Source organism: Enterobacter sp. kpr-6 (assembly GCF_900116015.1).
GTDB lineage: Bacteria > Pseudomonadota > Gammaproteobacteria > Enterobacterales > Enterobacteriaceae > Enterobacter_D.
The window spans coordinates 151,365-171,633 of record NZ_FOYH01000006.1; the positions used below are offsets into that span (position 1 = coordinate 151,365).

15 protein-coding genes are annotated in these 20,269 nt (G+C 54.9%); 7 read left to right on the forward strand and 8 right to left on the reverse strand.

Going from position 1 to position 20,269, the window contains the following annotated elements; all coding sequences use genetic code 11:
- Positions 1-60: 60 nt before the first annotated feature.
- The 3 genes from BM373_RS15315 to BM373_RS15325 all read right to left on the reverse strand — a co-directional run bounded on the left by BM373_RS15315 (position 61) and on the right by BM373_RS15325 (position 5,641).
- Entirely contained in the window at positions 61-1,968 is a 1,908-nt protein-coding gene (locus tag BM373_RS15315; RefSeq protein ID WP_090463022.1) for a PTS mannitol transporter subunit IICBA, read from the reverse strand.
- A gap of 501 nt (positions 1,969-2,469) precedes the next feature.
- Entirely contained in the window at positions 2,470-4,149 is a 1,680-nt protein-coding gene (locus BM373_RS15320; RefSeq protein ID WP_090463024.1) for a glycoside hydrolase family 43 protein, read from the reverse strand.
- 52 nt (positions 4,150-4,201) lie between these two features.
- Positions 4,202-5,641, reverse strand: coding sequence for an MFS transporter (locus tag BM373_RS15325; protein ID WP_177220158.1), 1,440 nt, complete (start codon positions 5,639-5,641; stop codon positions 4,202-4,204).
- A 457-nt stretch (positions 5,642-6,098) separates the two neighbouring features.
- Here BM373_RS15325 and BM373_RS15330 point away from each other — a divergent pair, with 457 nt between their 5' ends.
- The 3 genes from BM373_RS15330 (at position 6,099) to selB (ending at position 10,032) form a co-directional block, all read left to right on the forward strand.
- Positions 6,099-6,707, forward strand: a complete 609-nt coding sequence (locus tag BM373_RS15330) for a glutathione S-transferase (protein WP_090463031.1) — start codon at positions 6,099-6,101, stop codon at positions 6,705-6,707.
- 92 nt (positions 6,708-6,799) lie between these two features.
- Positions 6,800-8,188: an L-seryl-tRNA(Sec) selenium transferase gene (selA, locus tag BM373_RS15335; RefSeq protein ID WP_090463033.1), complete on the forward strand. Its 1,389-nt coding sequence runs from the start codon at positions 6,800-6,802 to the stop codon at positions 8,186-8,188.
- The gene (gene selB, locus BM373_RS15340; protein ID WP_090463035.1) at positions 8,185-10,032 is read left to right on the forward strand and encodes a selenocysteine-specific translation elongation factor; all 1,848 of its coding nucleotides are present in this window, start codon (positions 8,185-8,187) and stop codon (positions 10,030-10,032) included. Before selA ends, selB begins: the two co-directional genes overlap by 4 nt.
- On the opposite strand, the gene BM373_RS15345 is transcribed toward selB, so the two are convergent.
- Entirely contained in the window at positions 10,029-10,916 is an 888-nt protein-coding gene (locus tag BM373_RS15345; RefSeq protein WP_090463037.1) for an ROK family protein, read from the reverse strand. The two genes, selB and BM373_RS15345, sit on opposite strands and share 4 nt — an antisense overlap.
- Positions 10,917-11,080: 164 nt before the next feature.
- Between BM373_RS15345 and BM373_RS15350 the strand changes: the two genes are divergently transcribed.
- The 3 genes from BM373_RS15350 (at position 11,081) to BM373_RS15360 (ending at position 13,654) form a co-directional block, all read left to right on the forward strand.
- Positions 11,081-12,619: an acetaldehyde dehydrogenase ExaC gene (locus BM373_RS15350; RefSeq protein ID WP_090463039.1), complete on the forward strand. Its 1,539-nt coding sequence runs from the start codon at positions 11,081-11,083 to the stop codon at positions 12,617-12,619.
- A 417-nt stretch (positions 12,620-13,036) separates the two neighbouring features.
- The gene (locus BM373_RS15355) at positions 13,037-13,222 is read left to right on the forward strand and encodes a type II toxin-antitoxin system HicA family toxin (RefSeq protein WP_090463266.1); all 186 of its coding nucleotides are present in this window, start codon (positions 13,037-13,039) and stop codon (positions 13,220-13,222) included.
- Between the two features lie 15 nt (positions 13,223-13,237).
- The gene (locus BM373_RS15360; protein ID WP_090463042.1) at positions 13,238-13,654 is read left to right on the forward strand and encodes a type II toxin-antitoxin system HicB family antitoxin; all 417 of its coding nucleotides are present in this window, start codon (positions 13,238-13,240) and stop codon (positions 13,652-13,654) included.
- Here BM373_RS15360 and BM373_RS15365 read toward each other — a convergent pair.
- From BM373_RS15365 to BM373_RS15375, 3 genes are all read right to left on the reverse strand, one after another.
- Positions 13,638-13,949 carry a hypothetical protein gene (locus BM373_RS15365; protein WP_090463045.1) on the reverse strand — a complete coding sequence of 104 codons (312 nt, stop codon included), beginning with the start codon at positions 13,947-13,949 and terminating at the stop codon, positions 13,638-13,640. The genes BM373_RS15360 and BM373_RS15365 overlap by 17 nt on opposite strands.
- 103 nt (positions 13,950-14,052) lie before the next feature.
- Positions 14,053-16,008 carry a glycoside hydrolase family 127 protein gene (locus tag BM373_RS15370; RefSeq protein ID WP_090463049.1) on the reverse strand — a complete coding sequence of 652 codons (1,956 nt, stop codon included), beginning with the start codon at positions 16,006-16,008 and terminating at the stop codon, positions 14,053-14,055.
- A 10-nt stretch (positions 16,009-16,018) separates the two neighbouring features.
- Positions 16,019-17,416: an MFS transporter gene (locus tag BM373_RS15375; protein WP_090463052.1), complete on the reverse strand. Its 1,398-nt coding sequence runs from the start codon at positions 17,414-17,416 to the stop codon at positions 16,019-16,021.
- Between the two features lie 255 nt (positions 17,417-17,671).
- Between BM373_RS15375 and BM373_RS15380 the strand changes: the two genes are divergently transcribed.
- The gene (locus BM373_RS15380) at positions 17,672-18,487 is read left to right on the forward strand and encodes a helix-turn-helix domain-containing protein (RefSeq protein ID WP_090463055.1); all 816 of its coding nucleotides are present in this window, start codon (positions 17,672-17,674) and stop codon (positions 18,485-18,487) included.
- A gap of 19 nt (positions 18,488-18,506) precedes the next feature.
- Here BM373_RS15380 and BM373_RS15385 read toward each other — a convergent pair whose 3' ends face one another.
- Positions 18,507-20,222, reverse strand: a complete 1,716-nt coding sequence (locus tag BM373_RS15385; RefSeq protein ID WP_090463058.1) for a ShlB/FhaC/HecB family hemolysin secretion/activation protein — start codon at positions 20,220-20,222, stop codon at positions 18,507-18,509.
- Between the last annotated feature and the right edge of the window lie 47 nt (positions 20,223-20,269).

The window sequence follows — 20,269 nt, forward strand, 5'->3', positions numbered from 1 at the left end:
GGGCCGGAGTACCCCGCTTTTCTCCCTCTCCTGGGGGAGAGGGCCGGGGTGAGGGCGGCGTTACTTGTTCAGCAGCGCCAGCACTTCGTCAACGCTCTGGGTCTGCGCCAGACGCTCAATCACCGTTTCGTCGTCCAGGGCATTGGTCAGGCTGGTAATCACCTGAATGTGCTCGTTGTTACGGGCAGCAATACCAATCACCAGGCGGGCGATATCGTCTTCTTCTTCACCGAAGCGCACACCGGCTGGATACTGGCAGAATACCACGCCAGTCTTCAGAACACGGTCTTTTGCTTCAACGGTGCCGTGCGGAACGGCGATAGACTCACCCAGGTAGGTTGGGGTCAGTTTTTCACGATCCAGCATCGCCTGAACGTACTCAGGCTCAACGTAACCGCCTTTCACCAGTTGCTCACCGGCAAACAGAATCGCTTCTTCTTTGGTGCTCGCTGTGCGGCCCAGGAAGATGTTTTCTGCGCCCAGCTTGAACAGATGGCTGTTGCTCTCATCAAAGCTGTCCTGCAGGCTGGAGCGAACTTTGGTTTCGTTTTCCGTGTGGCGTTGCGCCGCAACCAGACGCTCAGTCAGATTGCTGTACAGGCCGCTGTCGAGGAAGTTAGTCAGCGAAATATGCTGTGCCTGCGGAACCTGGCGCATCGCACGCTCGGTCAGATCGCGGTGAGTAATCACCAGATCCACATCCGCCGGCAGGCTGTTAATCGCGCTGTTGGTCACGGAGATGTTAGACAGACCCGCATCCTGAACTTTCTTACGCAGAACACCTGCACCCATTGCGCTGGAACCCATACCGGCATCACAGGCAACAATGATTTTACGCACGTGGCTCAGGTCGTTAGACACATCGCCCGCTGCCAGAGGCGTTGCGCCTTTGGATTCCGCTTTCATTTCCTGAACGCGACGGGTCGCCGCTTCAATGTCATCTTCTTCTTTCACTTTGCTGGTTTTCAGCAGAATGGCAGAGATAACGAAGGAGACTGCCAGCGCCGCGAAGATAGCCGCGAGGTTAGCGAAGTAAGCGCCTTTCGGCGTCATTGCCAGCACCGCCAGGATTGAACCCGGAGACGCCGGAGACACCAGACCACCATCCAGCACGCTCAGCGTGAACACGCCAGTCATACCGCCGAGGATAACAGCCAGCAGCAGACGCGGGTTCATCAGCACATACGGGAAGTAAATTTCGTGGATACCACCCAGGAAGTGGATGATAGCCGCGCCGCCAGCAGACTGTTTAGCGCTGCCGCGACCGAAGAACATGTACGCCAGCAGAACGCCCATACCCGGACCCGGGTTTGCTTCAATCAGGAAGAAGATGGACTTGCCGAGGTCATGAGACTGCTGAATACCCAGCGGTGAGAAAATACCGTGGTTGATGGCGTTGTTGAGGAACAGGATTTTCGCCGGTTCAACAAAGATAGACGCCAGCGGCAGCATGTCATGGACAACCATGAAGTTAACGCCCGCCGCCAGTGCTTTAGAGAGCACTTCAACCGCCGGACCAATGCCGAGGAACGCAAGGATGGCGAGGATCATACCGATGATGCCAGCGGAGAAGTTATTCACCAGCATTTCAAAACCGGATTTGATCTTACCGTCAACCCACACGTCAAAACGTTTGATCGCCCAGCCGCCCAGCGGACCTGCAATCATTGCGCCGAGGAACATCGGCATATCTGCACCCACAATCACACCCATGGTAGTGATTGCACCGACCACGCCACCGCGATCGCCACCGACCAGACGACCACCGGTAAAACCGATGAGCAGCGGCAGCAGATAAGTAATCATCGGGCCGACAAGTTTCGCCAGCGTTTCGTTCGGCAACCATCCTGTTGGAATAAACAATGCGGTGATAATACCCCACGCGATAAACGCGCCGATATTGGGCATTACCATGTTGCTAAGGAAGCGACCAAAGCTTTGCACTCTGATCTTGATATCGGATGACATAAAACACCCCTTCTTATGTTTGCTATCGCACAGGCCGGAAGCCCGAGGTTTTGTTGTTAACGTGGCGGCAGAGGTAGCCGGACCCATGATATGTGTGGCGAAATCTGGCACTGAATCGTTCAGCTGTCCAGCCAGCGCCCTTTTGCGTGATTTAGATCACATTAATATAGGGGACTATGCCTGTTTTAGAGTGACGCCGATCACAAATCATAAGTGTAAAAAAAGTACAAAGCGTAAAACAGCAGCGCTTCTGGGGCGTTAATGTGATGTTAATCACATTTGCGATCCGCTACTTTGTTATTTATTTGTGATGAGCATCACAATATATTTTTGCCAGGACTTTTCTTAATGTGATCTATTACAAATTGTGGTCCAGGTTAAAAAACGATCTGTAACTCAGTTACAGCATAGAGGAGGGGGATAAAACGGACCGCTCGCAGCATGCGGCCACCCCGGTCGCTCACATTAATGACCGGGGGTCGCACGCATTATCTTCAGGAATTAATCAAAGCGTGATTCACTTGCTTGCCAGCTATAAGTGTCATTTTCAGTTAATGAATCACCCAGCTCTTTATATTCGAAATGATAAAAATCTGCGCTGGCGGAGTAACCGGAGTAGTCCACTACCGCAAGACCAACAAACGCCCCGGTAAAGAATCCGCCATAACTTTGCAGTACATAGTCGTCAGAAAGCACGGCGGCATCTAATTTGACCGGGATTTCAATAAAGGTTGTCCCGTCAAAACTGTATTCGTAGGTGTACGTTTCCTTGCGAACTTTCGTGCGGAACCAGACATATTCCGTCCCTTCCGGGATCTTAATGGCGTCATCTTTCAGATAAGACGTATATTTCCCGCGGTTATTTTCGCCTGTTTCGATCACCGGGCCATTAAGCTCATTCCAGGTGATGAAAATAAAGCTCCAGTGGCGGTCATTATAGTAATTCGTTAACCCGGCCATTTGTTGATAAGTAAACGGATTAAATTTGATTTTAACCTGCGCATCAAAATAGAAGGCCTGCCAGCGTCGGGCAATAAGCGATAAGTCATGCGTATTTGCTAAAGAGCCTTGTCCAGTTAACGTCAGCTTTCCATCGCCTGTGGTCCCCATTTTTTCGGTGAACGGGACGCGAAGGGTGTTCCAGTTGAGATCGAGGGTCGGACTTTTAAAGTCATCGTACTGACTGTGATCTTTTGCGCTTTCGGTATAAATGGCGTCTTTTGGCCCTTCAACAAACGTTTTTCCGCCGTGGCCGCCGACAATGCGCGGCCAGCCCTCGTCATCCCAGTAAACTTTTTGGATAGACGTCTCTCTGCCAAGTGTTGACCAGCCACGCGGATCATAAGCAGATTCACCGGCCCGGTTCCACGGACGAGCACACAGCGAGGCGTAATACCATTCACCCTGGGGGGTTGAAACCAAACTGCCATGCCCCTGTTTTTGAATATAGCTGTCCAGGGTATCCACGTTGGTTAAGAAAACGTCCCCAGGCTGTGTCTCAAAACTGTTGGCGTCGAGCGTTTTTGAACGCGCAACAACTTCCTGGTGGGTAAATACGGTGCCCCCCTGAGCGGCGAAAAGATAATAATATCCGTTGAGTTTATAGAGATGTGGCCCCTCAACCAGTGCCACGGCAGTGCCCCGATAAATAGTGCGTGCAGTTTCCGGTCTTAATTTCAGTGACTTTGTATCAAGTTCCGTTAACGTGATGCCATTAAAGGGGTGACGATATTCCCGGTGATCCCAGGTCTGTTGTACCAAATATTTACGGCCATCTTCGTCATGGAACAGCGAAGCATCAAAACCAACGCCATTGAGTTTAATGGGATCTGTCCAGGGGCCACGAATATCGGTGGCGGTGGTCAGATAATTGGTCATATCTTTGAAAGCACCTTCGGTAATTTTCACATCCGTATAAACTAACCAGAATTTTCCGTCGGCATAAGAGAGTGCGGGAGCCCAAATTCCCCCCGAGGAAGGATTCCCTTTCATCTCTAAAAGCGTGGTCGTTGACAATGGGCTTGGGAGTAGATTCCAGTGCTGCAGATCTTTTGACTCATGTAAACGAACGCCAGGAAACCACTCAAAGGTAGAATTTGCGATATAGTAGGTGCCTTCCACACGAATAATACTTGGGTCGGCATTAAATCCAGGCAGTACAGGGTTTTGAATAAGTGACATATCTTTTTACCTTTTTAAAATCTGTTGTTTTTATTTATTAGGGATTTTTAAACTATATGCGAATCTCATCAAGACGACGGTTAATATCCGTAACGTTTTCATCTGAGATTGGATAGAGTTGAATGGCGATCATCGACACCACGGCTAACATGATTGGGATCCAAATCGCTGTCATATTTATTCCCGCGATCGCATTGGCATGTTGATGAACATCTGTTTCGCTAAAGCCATAAACGGCCAGCAACCAAAGTGGAACAGCGCCGCCAATAGTAAAACCAATCTTGAAAAATATCCCCATAATGGCATTGATGATTGCCGCATTGCGCTTGCCGGATTTTAATTCGCCATAAGCAATGACTTCAGGCACCAGAGCCCACATGAAGCCGGTAGCCGACGTTAAGCCCCATTGCTTAATGAATGTGGCGATGTAAGCAAGCCACAGCGCATCATGCATTCCATCGAGTGACCAAACGTAAGTCAACAATTCGCCTGCGATAAACATCCCCAAAAAGAGATGGAAGAACCCTTTTTTACCAAATTTTTTCTTGAGTCGTGGCCAAAAAACGGGGAATAAAATACCCGGAATTGAGGCGACGAGGCCCACCGCGCCCATCCATTCTGAATGGCCGACCACAAACTGATTGAAGAAGCCATTAACCGTGTTCATAAAGAACATAAAGGTAAAGGTCAGCATGAAGAAAAGACCGAGAATAACAAGCGGTCGATTGTTTTTGAGTTCAAGGAATAAATCTGTCGCTTTTACATTAGCCGTTTGTTCTTCTGTCGCGACAACACGTTCTTTGGTTAATTTATAGCAGAGTAAAAGCGCAATAACGCCAATGATCATATAAACCGAATAGACACCAAACCAGGCGTTGCCGGCAGAGGGATCGGTATAGTTACCCAGATTAAGTTTCAGGCCAAAAAAACCTGTGTCCTTGAGGCTGCGATCTTTGGGGGCGGCCATTTGTACAAACATGGGGAACAGGGTATAGACAAGAAGGTTGGCGCTGTTGGCCAGCATCATGCGCGTACTGGTCAGTTTATCAATTGATTCCGGATCTCTGGTCAAAGAAGCATTGAGAGAACCATAAGGAATATTCACCACGGAATAAATTAAATCGAGGGCCAAATAAATAATAAATGCGAAAGGGACAGAACCTCTGACGCCAGGAATAGGGGCAAAAAGTAAAGCGGCAAGAATAACGAGCGGGATACCGGCTCTTAACAACCATGGGCGATATTTCCCGGCTGCTGACGTCCTTTTGTCAACATAGGTGCCGACCATCGGGTCCCAAAAAACATTAATGATGCGAACAAAAAGAAAAATAAACCCTGCGGTTGCTGTGCTGATGGTATTTACAGTCAACATGTGAAGAGCAAGAAAACCTCCTATGGTACCGAAAACAAGGTTCTGAGCGAAATCACCCATTCCATAACCAATACGTTCCCCGCGCGTTAATTTATGATATTCATCGTGCGAGCGCTGTATTATGTTTCTACTCATTTTAATCACATCTCCTGCATCTTTTGTGAATAGGAAATACTTTCTCACACAGAACCCCGCGTAGCGTCTATTATGTTTTTACATTAATTAATTATGTTTTCTTATTTCTGTGACCACGGGGGCAAAGGTCTCTCAGAGGTTATCTGGCGGGGCTTTTCCGTACAGCCTTACAATAAGTAAGTGCTCTGCACCGCATTCATTACGATAAATTTCTGTGCGTATTTTTCGACAGGATTCACGTTTGCGTATTTTCTTAATCACAGTGTGAAATAACGTAATTGAGTAACCTGCCGGGAAAATAGAAGATGAGGCCGCAAAGGTGTAAGGGCTCCTGAAGCCGTCCGGCCTGGGCGCTGAGTTCTCATATTTATGAAAACCCCACCTGCCTTTTGCTTTTCCGTGGGCCATAATCTTCTTTTACCGGCGATAAAAGGACACGGCCATGAAACTGATCGGCAGTTATACCAGCCCCTTCGTGCGTAAGATCTCTGTCATCCTGCTGGAGAAAGGGATCACTTTTGAGTTTGTTAACGAGCTGCCGTACAACGCGGAAAATGGCGTGTCGCAGTACAACCCGCTGGGCAAAGTACCTGCGCTGGTCACTGATGACGGTGAAGTGTGGTACGACTCGCCGCTGATCGCGGAATATCTGGAATTACTGGATATCGCCCCGGAGATGCTGCCGCGCGAACCGCAGGCGTCATTAAAGATGCGCCAGATTGAGGCGCTGGCCGATGGCATTATGGATGCGGCGCTGGTGTCGGTACGCGAGCAGGCGCGCCCGGTAGCCCAGCAATCTGAAACCGAACTGCTGCGCCAGCGGGAAAAGATTAGCCGGGGGCTGGATGCGCTCGAAGGCTACGTTACCGACGGCACCTTGCAGGCCGAACCTCTGAATGTGGCGAACATCGCCGTGGCCTGCGCAATTGGCTACATCAATTTCCGCCGCGTTTCGCCGGGCTGGTGCGTTGACCGCCCCGGCCTGATTAAACTTGTCGAAACCCTCTTCCAGCGCGAAAGTTTCGCCCGCACCGAACCGCCCAAGGCTTGACGCGCGTTATGACAGCCTGAGCCAACTCGCTGTACAATCCCCTCACGTCGAACCCTTCCCCGGCGGAGGGGAAACCACCGCAAGGCTTTTTCATGATCCCTGAAACCCGTTCGCTTTTCAGCCAGATACCTGCCACCGATCGCCTGTTGCGCGATGCCGCATTCGCCCCATTACTGGCCGATTTTGGTCACAGCCGTGTCGTTGATACCCTGCGCCAGTTGCAGGCCGATGCCCGCGCCGCCATTCATACTCATCAGGCTTTACCCGCCTGGTGTGACGACTGGGCGCAGGCTGTGCGTCAGCATCTCGATGACGCCACGCGCAGCGCCATTCGCCCGGTGATTAACCTGACCGGCACGGTGCTGCACACCAATCTGGGGCGGGCAATCCAGGCGGAAGCGGCGATTGAGGCGGTGACACAGGCGATGCGTTCGCCGGTGTCGCTGGAGTATGATCTGGACGGGGCCGGGCGCGGTCATCGTGACAGCGGGCTGGCGCAACTGCTGTGTCGCCTCACCGGGGCCGAAGATGCCTGTATCGTGAATAATAACGCGGCGGCGGTGCTGCTGATGCTGGCGGCAACGGCCAGCGGTCAGGAAGTGGTCGTCTCGCGCGGTGAACTGGTGGAAATCGGCGGTGCGTTTCGCATTCCCGACGTGATGCGCCAGGCGGGTTGTACCCTGCATGAGGTCGGCACCACCAACCGCACGCACGCCAAAGATTACCGTGCGGCGGTCAATGACAACACCGCCCTGCTGATGAAAGTCCACACCAGCAATTATCATATTGAAGGCTTTACCAAAGCAGTGGATGAAGCGGAACTGGTGGCCCTGGGCGACGAGCTGGGCGTGCCGGTTATCGCGGATCTGGGCAGCGGATCGCTTATCGATTTAACCGCCTGGGGCCTGCCCGCTGAGCCGATGCCGCAGGCGCTGATTGCGGCGGGCGTGAGCCTCGTCAGCTTCTCCGGCGATAAACTACTCGGCGGCCCGCAGGCCGGGATTATCGTCGGCAAAAAGGCGCTGATCGCCCGCCTGCAACAGCACCCGCTCAAGCGCGCGCTGCGCGCCGATAAAATGACCCTCGCCGCACTGGAAGCCACGCTCCAGCTTTATCTGCACCCGGAAAAACTGACGCAAACGCTGCCAACGCTGCGCCTGCTGAGTCGCCCGCAGGCGGAAATCCGCGCTCAGGCGCAGGCATTGCTGCCTGCCATCGCGCCACATTTCCCTGACTTTATTGTGCAGGTTGAAGACTGTCTGTCACAGATCGGCAGCGGCTCGCTGCCGGTCGACCGGCTGCCGGGCGCGGCACTGACCTTTACCCCACGCGATGGACGCGGCAGCCAGACGCAGGCGCTGGCTGCGTCATTACGCGCGCGTCCGCAACCGGTGATCGGGCGCATCACCGATGGCCGCCTGTGGCTGGATCTGCGCTGCCTTGAGGATGAAACCCGTTTTCTGGAGATGCTACTGAAATGATTATCGCCACCGCCGGACATGTCGATCACGGCAAAACCACGCTGCTTGAAGCGATCACGGGCGTTAACGCCGACCGTCTGCCGGAAGAGAAAAAGCGCGGCATGACCATCGATCTGGGCTACGCCTACTGGCCCCAGCCGGACGGTCGCATACCCGGATTTATCGACGTTCCCGGCCATGAAAAATTTCTCGCCAATATGCTGGCGGGCATTGGCGGCATCGATCATGCCCTGCTGGTGGTGGCCTGTGATGACGGCGTGATGCCGCAGACCCGCGAGCATCTCGCGATTTTACAGCTCACCGGCAAGCCTTCCCTGACCGTGGCGCTGACACGAGCCGACCGGGTAGATGAGGCTCGTATCAATCAGGTGCGCGGAGAGGTGAACGCTACGCTCACGGAATTTGGCTTTACCGGTGCGGCGATTTTTATCACCGCCGCTCCTGAGCAGCGCGGCATTGATGAGTTGCGCGAGCACCTGCTGAATCTGCCTGAACGGGCGCAGGAAGCGCAGCACCGTTTTCGTCTTGCTATCGACCGCGCCTTCAGCGTGAAAGGGGCCGGGCTGGTGGTGACCGGCACGGCGCTGTCCGGCGATGTCCGCGTGGGCGACACGCTGTGGCTGACCGGGGTGAACAAACCGGTACGCGTGCGCGGCCTGCATGCGCAAAATCAGCCGACCGATCGTGCCCACGGCGGTCAGCGTATCGCGCTGAATATTGTCGGTGATGCACAAAAAGAGGAACTGCATCGCGGCGACTGGCTGCTTTCGGAAAGACCGACCGAACCGGCCACGCGGGTGATTGTGGCGCTCGACACCCACGCGCCGCTTTCCCAGTGGCAGCCGCTGCACCTTCACCACGCCGCCAGCCATATCACCGGGCGCGTCTCGCTGCTGACCGATACGCTGGCCGAACTGGTGCTCGACAGCCCGCTGTGGCTGGCGGATAACGATCGCCTGGTGCTGCGTGACATATCCGCCCGCACGACGCTCGCGGGTGCGCGGGTGGTGGCGCTTAACCCACCCCGTCGCGGCAAGCGCCGCGAAGAGTATCTGAACTGGCTGAACGCGCTGTCCGCCGCAGAAAATGACGCTCAGGCGCTGGAGGTGCATCTGTCGCGCGGGGCGGTGTCGCAGGCAACCTTTGGCTGGGCGCGCCAGCTTAACCGCGCTGGTCTTGAAACGTTAACCCAGGCGGCGGCACCCGTTCAGGCGGGGGAAAATGTACTGAGCGCAGCCATGGCCGCGCGCTGGCAGCGCAAACTGCTGGACACGCTCGCGCTCTATCATGAGCAGCATAAAGATGAGCCAGGTCCGGGGCGGGAGCGTCTGCGGCGCATGGCGCTGCCGATGGAAGATGACGCGCTGGTGTTGACGCTGATTGAACGGATGCGCGAGAGCGGCACCATCCATAGCCATCACGGGTGGCTGCATCTGCCGGATCATAAAGCCGGATTTACCGCTGAGCAGGCTGAACTATGGGAAAAAACATTCCCGCTGTTTGGCGAGGAGCCGTGGTGGGTGCGCGATCTGGCGCGGGAAACGGGCAGCGATGAACAGACAATGCGCGCCCTGACGCGCCAGGCGGCGCAGCAGGGGCTGATTACGGCGATCGTAAAAGATCGCTACTACCGCAACGATCGGATCGTGGCCTTTGCCAGTCTGATCCGCGAGCTGGATCAGGTGCAGGGCTCCACCAGTGCGGCAGATTTCCGCGACAAGCTGAACGTCGGTCGCAAACTGGCTATCCAGATCCTCGAGTATTTTGACCGCATCGGCTTCACCCGCCGCCGGGGTAACGATCACCTGCTGCGGGACGCACTGCTGTTCCCGCCCGCCGGTTAACCCGTCTTCTCTTCGGCGTGCTGTTTTGCCAGCCACACCGCGCCCAGTCTGCCCGCCTGGTTACCCAGCTTGCAGGGCAGAATGGGCACTTTTAGCGCGTCCCACATTTCAAAAGTTTCCAGATGACGGTCGAGCAGTTGATACACCTTTTCCTGCTCGCTTAAGCCCCCGCCAATCAGCACCACCTGCGGGTCATACATAGAAATCACGCTGTAGATCCCGCGCGAAAGGAACAGCGCCCACTGATTCACCGCTTCGCGCAGGTGCACGTCGCTGTCCATGCGCTCGAAAATTTCTTTGCCGTGCGGCATCTCATCAACCGACAGCGCCAGCGCCCGGCGGCAGGCGTCCATCAGCCCGCTGGCGGAGGCGACCTCATGCATACACTCGCCGTTATTCCCCACCGGCATTACGCCAAACTCCCCGGCGCGAAAATGCACGCCCCGGTAAAGGCCACCGTTAAAAATAATGCCGCCACCAATGCCGGTGCCGACGGTAATACAGACAAAATTTTCATACTCCTGCCCGGCACCACGCCAGCGCTCGCCGAGGGCAGCACTGTTGGCGTCGTTTTCAATAACCAGTGGCAGGTCGGAGAGGTCGGCAAACAGCGCTTTCAGATCCATGCCGTCCATATAATCCAGCGCCCCGGCTTTGCTGGCGATGCCGGTATTGATATTGATATAGCCCGGAAAACTCACGCCGATAGCGGCAATCTCATGCTCGCTCTGGTACTTCCCGACCACCTCTTTCCATTTCTGTTTAAAGGTCTCAACGTCTTCCGGCGTGTCATATTCATCCGAAACCAGCTCTTCGCCGTTCTCATCGATCACGCCGTGTTTGATGTGGGTTCCTCCCACATCGAAGCCAATAAAATACTGCATAGGATGGTTTCCTTGTATGACCGCCTGGCTTAAGTATGGCTCAGCCCAGCGGGGAAAACGTAAAGTAAGGTAATACGTGAACGGCGTCGTAAAGCGGTGAACGTGTGAGCATATATTGACCAGTAGCGTCTACGCTTACAGGAGATCCCTGCCAGGAGACGGCCATGAGCAATAATCCTCCTTCTGACCGCATTCATCCGGGTGAGTACGGTTATCCCCTCACGTTAAAATCACGTTATGACAACTTTATCGGCGGCGACTGGGTGGCCCCGGTCAGCGGTGAGTATTACCAGAACCTGACGCCCATCACCGGCCAGCCGCTGTGTGAGATCGCCAGTTCCGGGAGCCGCGATATCGATCTGGCGCTGGATGCGGCGCACAAAGCAAAAGCGAAGTGGGGCAGCACCTCAGTGCAGGACCGCGCGGCAATCCTGTTAAAAATCGCCGACCGCATGGAGCAAAATATCGATCTGCTGGCAACGGCGGAAACCTGGGATAACGGCAAGCCTATCCGCGAAACCAGCGGAGCCGACGTGCCGCTGGCTATCGATCATTTTCGCTATTTCGCCTCGTGCATTCGTGCCCAGGAGGGCGGCATCAGCGAGCTTGACAGTGAAACCGTGGCCTACCACTTCCACGAGCCACTCGGCGTGGTCGGGCAAATTATTCCGTGGAATTTCCCGCTGCTGATGGCGAGCTGGAAGATGGCCCCGGCACTGGCTGCCGGGAACTGCGTCGTGCTCAAACCCGCGCGGCTGACGCCGCTTTCGGTGCTGCTGCTGATGGAGCTGGTGGGGGATTTACTCCCGCCTGGCGTCATTAACGTGGTGAATGGCGCGGGCGGTGAGATTGGCGAATATCTGGCGACGTCTAACCGCATCGCCAAAGTCGCCTTTACCGGTTCCACCGAGGTCGGCCAGCAAATCATGCAGTACGCCACGCAAAACATTATTCCGGTGACGCTGGAGCTGGGCGGCAAATCGCCAAACATTTTCTTTGCCGACGTGATGGAAGAAGAGGACGCTTACTTCGACAAGGTGCTGGAAGGCTTTGCGCTGTTCGCCTTTAATCAGGGGGAGGTCTGCACCTGCCCGAGCCGCGCGCTGGTGCAGGAGTCGATCTACGAGCGCTTTATGGAACGCGCTATCCGCCGGGTGGAAAGCATTCGCTGCGGTAATCCGCTCGACAGCGCCACCCAGATGGGCGCGCAGGTGTCGCAGGGGCAGATGGAAACCATCCTCAACTATATCGATATCGGTAAAAAAGAGGGCGCGGATATTCTGACCGGCGGGCGACGCAAACGGCTGGATGGCGATCTTAAAGAGGGCTTCTATCTGGAGCCAACGATCCTGTCAGGCAGCAATAATATGCGCGTTTTTCAGGAGGAGATTTTCGGCCCGGTGCTGGCGGTCACCACCTTTAAAACCATGGACGACGCGCTGGAACTGGCCAACGACACCCAGTACGGTCTGGGCGCAGGCGTCTGGAGCCGCAACGGTAATCTGGCGTACAAGATGGGGCGCGGCATTCAGGCCGGACGCGTCTGGACCAACTGCTACCACGCGTACCCGGCACACGCCGCTTTCGGCGGCTACAAACAGTCCGGCATCGGGCGCGAAACCCATAAAATGATGCTCAACCACTACCAGCAAACCAAATGCCTGCTGGTCAGTTACTCCGATAAACCGTTAGGTCTTTTTTAAAGCCCGTACGTACACCCTCACCCTAACCCTCTCCCCCAGGGAGAGGGGACAGATCGAGCACGGACCCACCTTTCCCCCTCTCCCTGAGTGAGAGGGGACAGATCGAGCACAGACCCGTCTTTCCCCTCTCCCTGAGGGAGAGGGAACCGTCCGGGCACAGACCCGCCTTTCCCCCTCTCCCTGTGGGAGAGGGCCGGGGTGAGGGGTAACCAACCCCCTGTTTCCTGCTTGCAAGTCTGACCATTCCCAACCCTTCTCGCAGAAAAATGTAGGCATACATCCTCCTGTCCGATTGATTGCGAGACTCCTTCCTGATGATGAATTTTATGACGGAAACCGCGTATTTTCGGCGCTACCATAATGGGCATAAACAGTGAAGGTGTGTACTATGTGTATGCTCAGGATGAGGGCAAGGATGTGAAAAGCGCTGACGTTATTGTCATTCTCAGGCAGTACGGGTGGGTACAGGTTCGTATCCGGGGAAGCCACCATCAATTTCATCACCCAGTACTTCCTGGGCTGGTCACGGTTCCCCATCCGCGCAAAGACATCAAACCGGGAACGCTGACGCAGATATGGCGGCAGGCGGGCATCAAAAAGTAAATTTCAGGAGGCGTTATGTTTTATCCGGCCTATATCCATTCCGACGCTGACGGCAGCGCCAGCGGGTTTTTCCCGGATGTTCCGGGCTGCTTTTTCGCAGGGGAAACCCTGGATGACGCCTTTCAGGATGCCAGACATGCTCTGACTGCCCACTTTGAATTGCTTTGCGAAAAGGATCAGGAAATCCCTGCTGCTGACGCCGTTGAAAAACACATTGAAGCACACCCGGACGATTTTATCGGTGGTCAATGGCTGCTGGTGGATATCAATATGAATCAGTTTGATGGCAGGGCTGAACGTATCAATATCACCCTGCCAAAGCGTTTACTTAACCGGATTGACAGTTTCGTGCGCGATAACCCCGGCTTTAGCAATCGCAGTGCTTTTCTGGCCGAGGCTGCGCGCATGGTGATATTCAAACAATCACTTTAATTTCCAGACGGCGGAAGCGGCTGTAAATCCACAGGCCGAGGCAGGCAAGCGATCCCATGACGAACGTGATAATGACGGTCACCAGTAAGCCGGTTAACAGCCCAACCGGGAGTGCTAACAGGCCATGGACCGGCTCATTGTTCCAGGCAACGGTGTCATAGCCGAAACAACCGAGTACGCCATAGATAAAGCTCAGTATCCCAAGGGGAATGCCGAGGCCGATGAGGAGCAACCGGTAAATACTGCTGGCTTTAACGCGTTTGATTTCAATAGTGGACATCTCTTCCTTGCTCATATTCTGTTCCCCTGTTGGACACGTTCAGAGTATGCAGGACGTTAATGAGATTTTCCATCTACCAGAAAAGTAACGGCAGGCCAGAGGGTGGCCTGCCTTTCGCTTAAGCCTCGTTTATCCAGATGCGCATTTCACCTTCGCCACGATTGGCCCAGCTAAACCAGGGAATAAACGTCAGGGTTTGCGGTTGCTGAGTGGCAGGAGACACGTCGTAATGCCAGAGCGATTGCTGCTCCGGCTGCACAGAAGCGTGTTTATACCCGTCGGCCTGGATCAGGATTTTATGAGCAAAAATGCCTTTGCCTTCAAAGCAGGTAAAGGTGCTCTCTTTCGGCAGCCAGACGTTATGCAAGTTTTCACCGTTGTCGGCCTGTTCCAGACAATAGACCAGCGGCCCGCGCTGTACGGCGACCCGGCCTGCCAGATGGCGCACCAGCGGATTGCTGTAAACGCGGCGCACGGGCATCGGCAGCGTCAGCGTCAGGGTGTCGCCCTCACGCCAGGCGCGGTTGAGGTGCAGATAGCCTTTTTTCACCTCGCCTGCGGCGGCTTCTCCGTTGAGGCTGACTTTCGCATCCGGGCACCAGTCGGGCAAACGCAGCGCCAGCGTGTGCTGAACCGGCTGCGGCGAATCAATGTGAATGCTGACTTCTTCCTGCCACGGATAATTGCCGGAGATCCGCAGTCGCAGCGTGTCATTGCCCACCGGAATATCCACGCTGTTGCCGACGTACAGGTTAATAAACAGCGCATCCTCGCGTGGCGTATAAATGTAATGACCGAGCGAGGTCAGTACCCGCGCAATGTTAGGCGGGCAGCAGGCGCAGCCGAACCAGCGCTGGCGAACCGGCTGAATGTGGTCATAAATATGATTGAACTTCAGCGACTGAGGCTGCACTTCCAGCGGGTTAACATAAAAGAAATGTTTGCCGTCGAGCGCCATCCCGCCCAGCACGGTGTTGTAAAGCGCACGCTCCATCACATCGGCATACTGGCTGTCGCCCTCCATTTCCAGCATCCGGCGGGCAAACATCATCAGGCCGATAGAGGCACAGCTTTCGGCGTAAACGGTGTCGTTTGGCAGATCGTAATCGCTGCTGAACGCCTCGCCCCGGCTCTGCGATCCGATGCCGCCGGTAATATAAAGCTGGCGCTGCGCCATGTTTTGCCACAGACGCAGACAATCCTGCCGCTTACTCTCGTCGTTGCTTAGCCGCGCCAGATGCGCAACGCCCGTCATCAGATAAACAAACCGCACCGCATGGCCAATGGCGGTTTGCTGTTCCGACAGCGGCAAATGCGCCTGACTGTAAGGTTTATCTTTCACCATCCATGCCGTGCCGTGATTCGGCCAGTGCCAAGTGCCGCCGCGTTTTTCAAACTCGATATCATAAAAGTGCGGTTGTGCCCCGCGCTCCTCGACAAAGTAGTTCACTAAATCGCGATAGCGCGCTTCCTGAGTGACATCAAAAAGACGCATCAACGCCAGTTCGATTTCCGGGTGGCCGTCATAGCCCTGCAATTGCCCCTCGCCGGGGCCAAACACGCTGTCGATGTGGTCTGCCAGACGGCAGGCGACATCAAGCAGATTGCGTTTCCCGGTGGCCTGAAACCAGGCGACGGCGGCTTCAATCATGTGTCCTGCCGTGTAAAGCTCATGGCATTCGGCAAGATTCGTCCAGCGTTCGCCGGGGGCTTTAACCGTGAACCAGGTGTTCAGGTATCCATCGTCGCACTGCGCGGCGGCGATCAGTTCAATCACCTCATCCGCCGTTTTTTCCAGTTCAGGATCGGCTTTCTGGCAGAGCGACCAGGCCACGGCTTCCAGCCATTTCGCCACGTCGCTGTCCTGAAAAACCATCCCGTAAAATTCGCCTTCCTGAAGGCCAGCAGCAATACGGAAGTTGTCGATCGCATGACTCGGATCGGCTTCCGGAATGCGGTCGTTTAGCGCATCCCATTGATAGGGGATCACGACATCGCGCACCAGTTGCTGATACTGGCCCAAAAACGGATCGGTCACTTTCAGTCTGTGCAGGTCGGTTTCCATAACGGTCATCATTTTCTCCTCAGGATGAGACATGACGCTGGCGCAGGTCGGTCGAAATACGCGCCATCATCGGATTGTTAAGTTTGCAAATGCGCACGGCCAGCGCCAGCAGGAGATGGAAAAGCGCAGGCAGCAGCGTTTCCATCGCGGTAATACCCTGTAGTGAAGCAGGCGTCTGGTTTCCCGCGCCGGGCTGGTAGGCCACAAAGATGAACACCAGGCTGATAATCCCGGCACTGGAGGCCCAGGCGAGCTTGATGAAAAAGAGGTTAAAGGCGAAGTTCATGCCCGATGAACGCACGCCGTTTTTCCACTCGCCGTAATCGTCAGAAAAGGCCATAAGTGAAAAGTGCAGCGGCAGGGTAAAGCCCAGAATCACGCCGTTCCCCAGGATCACTGCCAGCCACAGCGTCTGATGCGCCGGGCCGCCCGGTAAAAACCACATGCCGACTGCCAGCGCAGCCAGCACCAGGTTGGTGTAGTAATAGAGCTTCACCGTGTCGATGCGGCGGGTCAGTGGATTCACAATGATCGAGCCGAGGATGGAGGCGAACGTGACCATGGTGAAAAATAGCGAGGTATAGGCGGTGCTGCCTTCCAGCACGTAGGTAATGAAATACATGTAACCGCCGCCGCGAATGTTGAAGACGTTGATCAACAGGAACGACATCACCAGCATCAGTAACAGTTGGTCGTTTTTACGCAGCCCGGCGAAGTGTTCCCGCAGGGTGAATTTACCCATCAGCGCCAGCGGCACGCGCTCGCGGACCCAGAAAAAGCAGCACAGGAACATTGCCACGGCAATGGCACACAGCACGCCAACGCCCAGTTGATAACCTTTGGCAGCGTCGCCCTTGCCGAGCGTTTCGACCATCCACGGCAGGCCAACGGAAACCAGAAATCCCGCCACGCCGCATAACACAAAGCGCCAGGACTGGCAGGAAATCACTTCGTTATGGCGGGTGGTCATGGTGTTAATCAGCGCGCAATAGGGCACGTTAATCGCCGTATAACCCACGGAGAGCAGCAAATAGGTGCCAAATGCCCAGGCGATTTTGACGCTCATGCTGGCGTCCGGCACGGTAAAAGTCAGGACGCCAATAATGCCAATTGGCACGGCTACCCACAATTGCCACGGACGAAAACGTCCCCACCGGCTTTGTGTGCGGTCGGCAATAATGCCCATGACCGGATCGGAAATCGCATCAAATATTCGTAAGGCAATAAACAGGGTGCCGACCAGCGCAGGCGTCAGGCCGAAAATATCGGTATAGAAAAAAGTCAGAAAATTCATGATGAGACAGGTAATCACTGTCCCACCCGCATCACCCAGGCCATAACCAATTTTTTCGCGCACCGATAAAGTGTCGTTTATGGCCGGGTGCGTTACATCTGTTGTTAAAGGTGTAGAGGTCATCGATAACTCCTCACAGAGCAGAGATGTCTTTTTTCAGTTGTCCGCTTAGTCAGGCGGAATATTTTTATGTGTCATGACCTGATTAATTTTGCCTGGAATACCGACCCCAACAAGGCAACAAAGAAGTATAAAAAGGTGAGGATTCCGACCTGATAAGAAAAGTGTGAAGCCGATCGGGTGAATGGCAAATATTTCATTAATAATCAATCTGTAACGCTCCGAAAACGTGAAATAAAAACAGGAATATCAATATCCATGCTTGAATTATCCATAGCGCTTCCGATTAAAGTACAAAATGGCGGGTTATTTATTTCGCGGGGTGTCGGGCGTCACCCTGCGCGAAAGCTCCAGTCGTGGGAAGTGATTTTCGTGGAAAAGGGTACGCTGACGATTCAGGAAGAGGATCGCGTTTTCAGCGTCAATGCCGGGGAAAGTTTATTATTATGGCCGCAGCGCAGACATGTCGGCGTGGCGGATTTTCCGACCGATCTCAAGTTTTATTGGCTGCATTTTGAAGTGAAGGAAACAAATAATACCGCGCCATGGCTGGCATCACTTTCCGTGCCACAACACACCCGCGTCAGCGATCCGCAATATATTATTTCGCTGTTCAGACAATTTTTAAGTGAACAGGAGAAAATAGCGCGCAGCGCCGCGCTTGAATTTATTCTCCTGCTTATTTTGCAGCAAATTACCCGTACAGAAATCGGGGAAAAAGAGGCTGACGATCGGGGGATTTCCCTGGCCTGGAAAGCGCAGCAGTTAATTCGCACGCAGTTTCATTTGCGTATTTCTACCGCGACGCTGGCCCGTGAACTGCACTGCAATGCCGACTACCTGGGGCGTGTCTACCGCCGCGTTTTCCATCTGACGATCACGGAAGCGATCCACCGCCAGCGGGTGCGGGCGGCGGAGAAATTTTTACTCAGCGATGCGCGCTCACTGAAAGAAATTGCCGCCCTGTGCGGCTTCAGCAACCCAGGTTATTTTCGGCAAATCTTTCATAAACATACGGGCTTAACGCCCGGCGTCTGGAAACGGCGGTACTGCAAAGAGCATATCAATTCTTAATAAATCAGGTTTCAGCCCGCTAGCGTAAATTATTGAAATTCCAGGTGACCGTCAGGCTGTAGCGCCAGTCGCGGCGGCTGGAGTCTGTCGGCATATCTCCGGTGGGACGCGCCGCCTCAACCGCCAGCGAATAGTGTTTGTTGTCCCCGACCATCGCCCCTGCCGCCACTGAACTCAAATGCTGCCGGCGATAGCCCGGTGCGTTAAACCAGGTGCGGGCGTTGTCGGCCAGCACGTAGGGCTGCACCGTTGCCAGCCATTTGCTCTCTTTGCGCATGTGCAGGTAGCGCAGTTCCACCTGGCCGCCGTAACCGTAATCGCCGCTGGCTTCGCCGTCCTGATAGCCGCGACCAAAGCGCTGCGCACCAAACTGCACGCGCTCGGACTCCGGTAAATCGTTATCTGACCAGACGCCCTCAAGCGATGTGCTTAAACGCCACTTTTCCGCCATCAGCCACGCGCCATCGACGTTGCCCTTCCAGCGGGTGAAATCCAGATCGGTCGCCCCGGCGGGGGAGACATCGGCATCAAACGTATCCAGGCCCTGACGCAGATTCAGCCGGGCGTTGAGGCTGGCTTTGGTAAATTCACGGTAGCCGGTGATGCCCAGATCCAGCGCCGGATAGCGCGTGTGCTGGCTTAAACTTTCCAGCGGGATGGTCTGATCGGCCCCGCGCGCCTGCAGTGCGTATTCATTACGTTTGTTGGTGTAATCGACGCCACCCGACAGGCTGATCTGCTTCTGCCGGGTTAACAGCAACGGATAGCCAAAACTGACGCCGCCGTTGTACTGGGTCGCTTTTTGCTGCGCTTCAACGGTGTAACCGGGGATATAAAGCAGGGGCGTGTACTCGTTCGGATCGTCGCGATAGTAGCTGCCCTTAAGCTGCATACTCAGTCCCTCGTCGTTGAGAAACTGCTGATAGTTAAGGCCGACGTAAGTTTTTTTCGTTTCGCCATCCAGCGGCACAAAAGTGGCAAGGCCCAGTTGATCGCCATAGGAAGTGAGGTTACTCAGCGTGCCGTTGACCAGCGCCAGATTTTCGCCTTTACGCACATCCAGCGTCGAGGAGAGGTCCCAGATGCGCGGCTGGTTGGCTTCGACGCTCATCGCCGCCGCGCCATAGATATTTTTCGGTAGCTGCGCGCTGACTTCCACCGGCGTCCCCGGCGTGCGCGTCATTAACTGGCTGTAGCGATCAAAGGTATCCTGGCGCAACGGCTTCTCAGTCATCAGCTTTTCCGCCAGCCTTTTTAAGCGTTCAGCGATGCTGGCGTTGTTGCTTTTGATATCGCTGTGCGCGACGTAGCCCTCAACCAGCACGATGTTGATGTTGCCGTTGTGGTAATTGTCGTCCGGCAGCCAGGCATAAGAAAGCGGATAACCGTCGGCGCGGTAGCGGGCGGTGATGTCATTCACCCGTGCAATCACCTCTTTTAGCGGCACCGTTTTTCCGGCGAGCGGGCGAAAAGGCTCCAGTAACGTTTTCAACGGGTAAACCTTGCCGCCAATAAACTGAATATGGTTGACGGTCACCGGCGTGTCGGGCGTGAGCCGGGCGTCAGACTGAGGCACGGTGACTGTCGGGGCAGCCGTTTTCGCAGCCGCAGGATCGGCAACGCTGGGGGCCGGTTTAGCCGGATTGACGGAGTCAATGATTGCAGGGAGCGTATCCGCGCGGGCGATACTGAGCGCAGCAAAGCACAGGAGCGCATAGCAAAGTGGTAGTCTCATGGGCAGTCCCTTTTCTGTCACCGCACAAAGGTGGGCAACGCTTCAGA

Coding starts and splice junctions, on each gene's coding strand:
- selA (WP_090463033.1), top strand. CDS start 6,800: ATGATCCCTGAAACCCGTTCGCTTTTCAGCCAGATACCTGCCACCGAT.
- selB (WP_090463035.1), top strand. CDS start 8,185: ATGATTATCGCCACCGCCGGACATGTCGATCACGGCAAAACCACGCTG.
- BM373_RS15385 (WP_090463058.1), bottom strand. CDS start 20,222: ATGAGACTACCACTTTGCTATGCGCTCCTGTGCTTTGCTGCGCTCAGT.
- BM373_RS15345 (WP_090463037.1), bottom strand. CDS start 10,916: ATGCAGTATTTTATTGGCTTCGATGTGGGAGGAACCCACATCAAACAC.
- BM373_RS15350 (WP_090463039.1), top strand. CDS start 11,081: ATGAGCAATAATCCTCCTTCTGACCGCATTCATCCGGGTGAGTACGGT.
- BM373_RS15365 (WP_090463045.1), bottom strand. CDS start 13,949: ATGAGCAAGGAAGAGATGTCCACTATTGAAATCAAACGCGTTAAAGCC.
- BM373_RS15375 (WP_090463052.1), bottom strand. CDS start 17,416: ATGACCTCTACACCTTTAACAACAGATGTAACGCACCCGGCCATAAAC.
- BM373_RS15360 (WP_090463042.1), top strand. CDS start 13,238: ATGTTTTATCCGGCCTATATCCATTCCGACGCTGACGGCAGCGCCAGC.
- BM373_RS15320 (WP_090463024.1), bottom strand. CDS start 4,149: ATGTCACTTATTCAAAACCCTGTACTGCCTGGATTTAATGCCGACCCA.
- BM373_RS15330 (WP_090463031.1), top strand. CDS start 6,099: ATGAAACTGATCGGCAGTTATACCAGCCCCTTCGTGCGTAAGATCTCT.
- BM373_RS15315 (WP_090463022.1), bottom strand. CDS start 1,968: ATGTCATCCGATATCAAGATCAGAGTGCAAAGCTTTGGTCGCTTCCTT.
- BM373_RS15370 (WP_090463049.1), bottom strand. CDS start 16,008: ATGACCGTTATGGAAACCGACCTGCACAGACTGAAAGTGACCGATCCG.
- BM373_RS15380 (WP_090463055.1), top strand. CDS start 17,672: ATGCTTGAATTATCCATAGCGCTTCCGATTAAAGTACAAAATGGCGGG.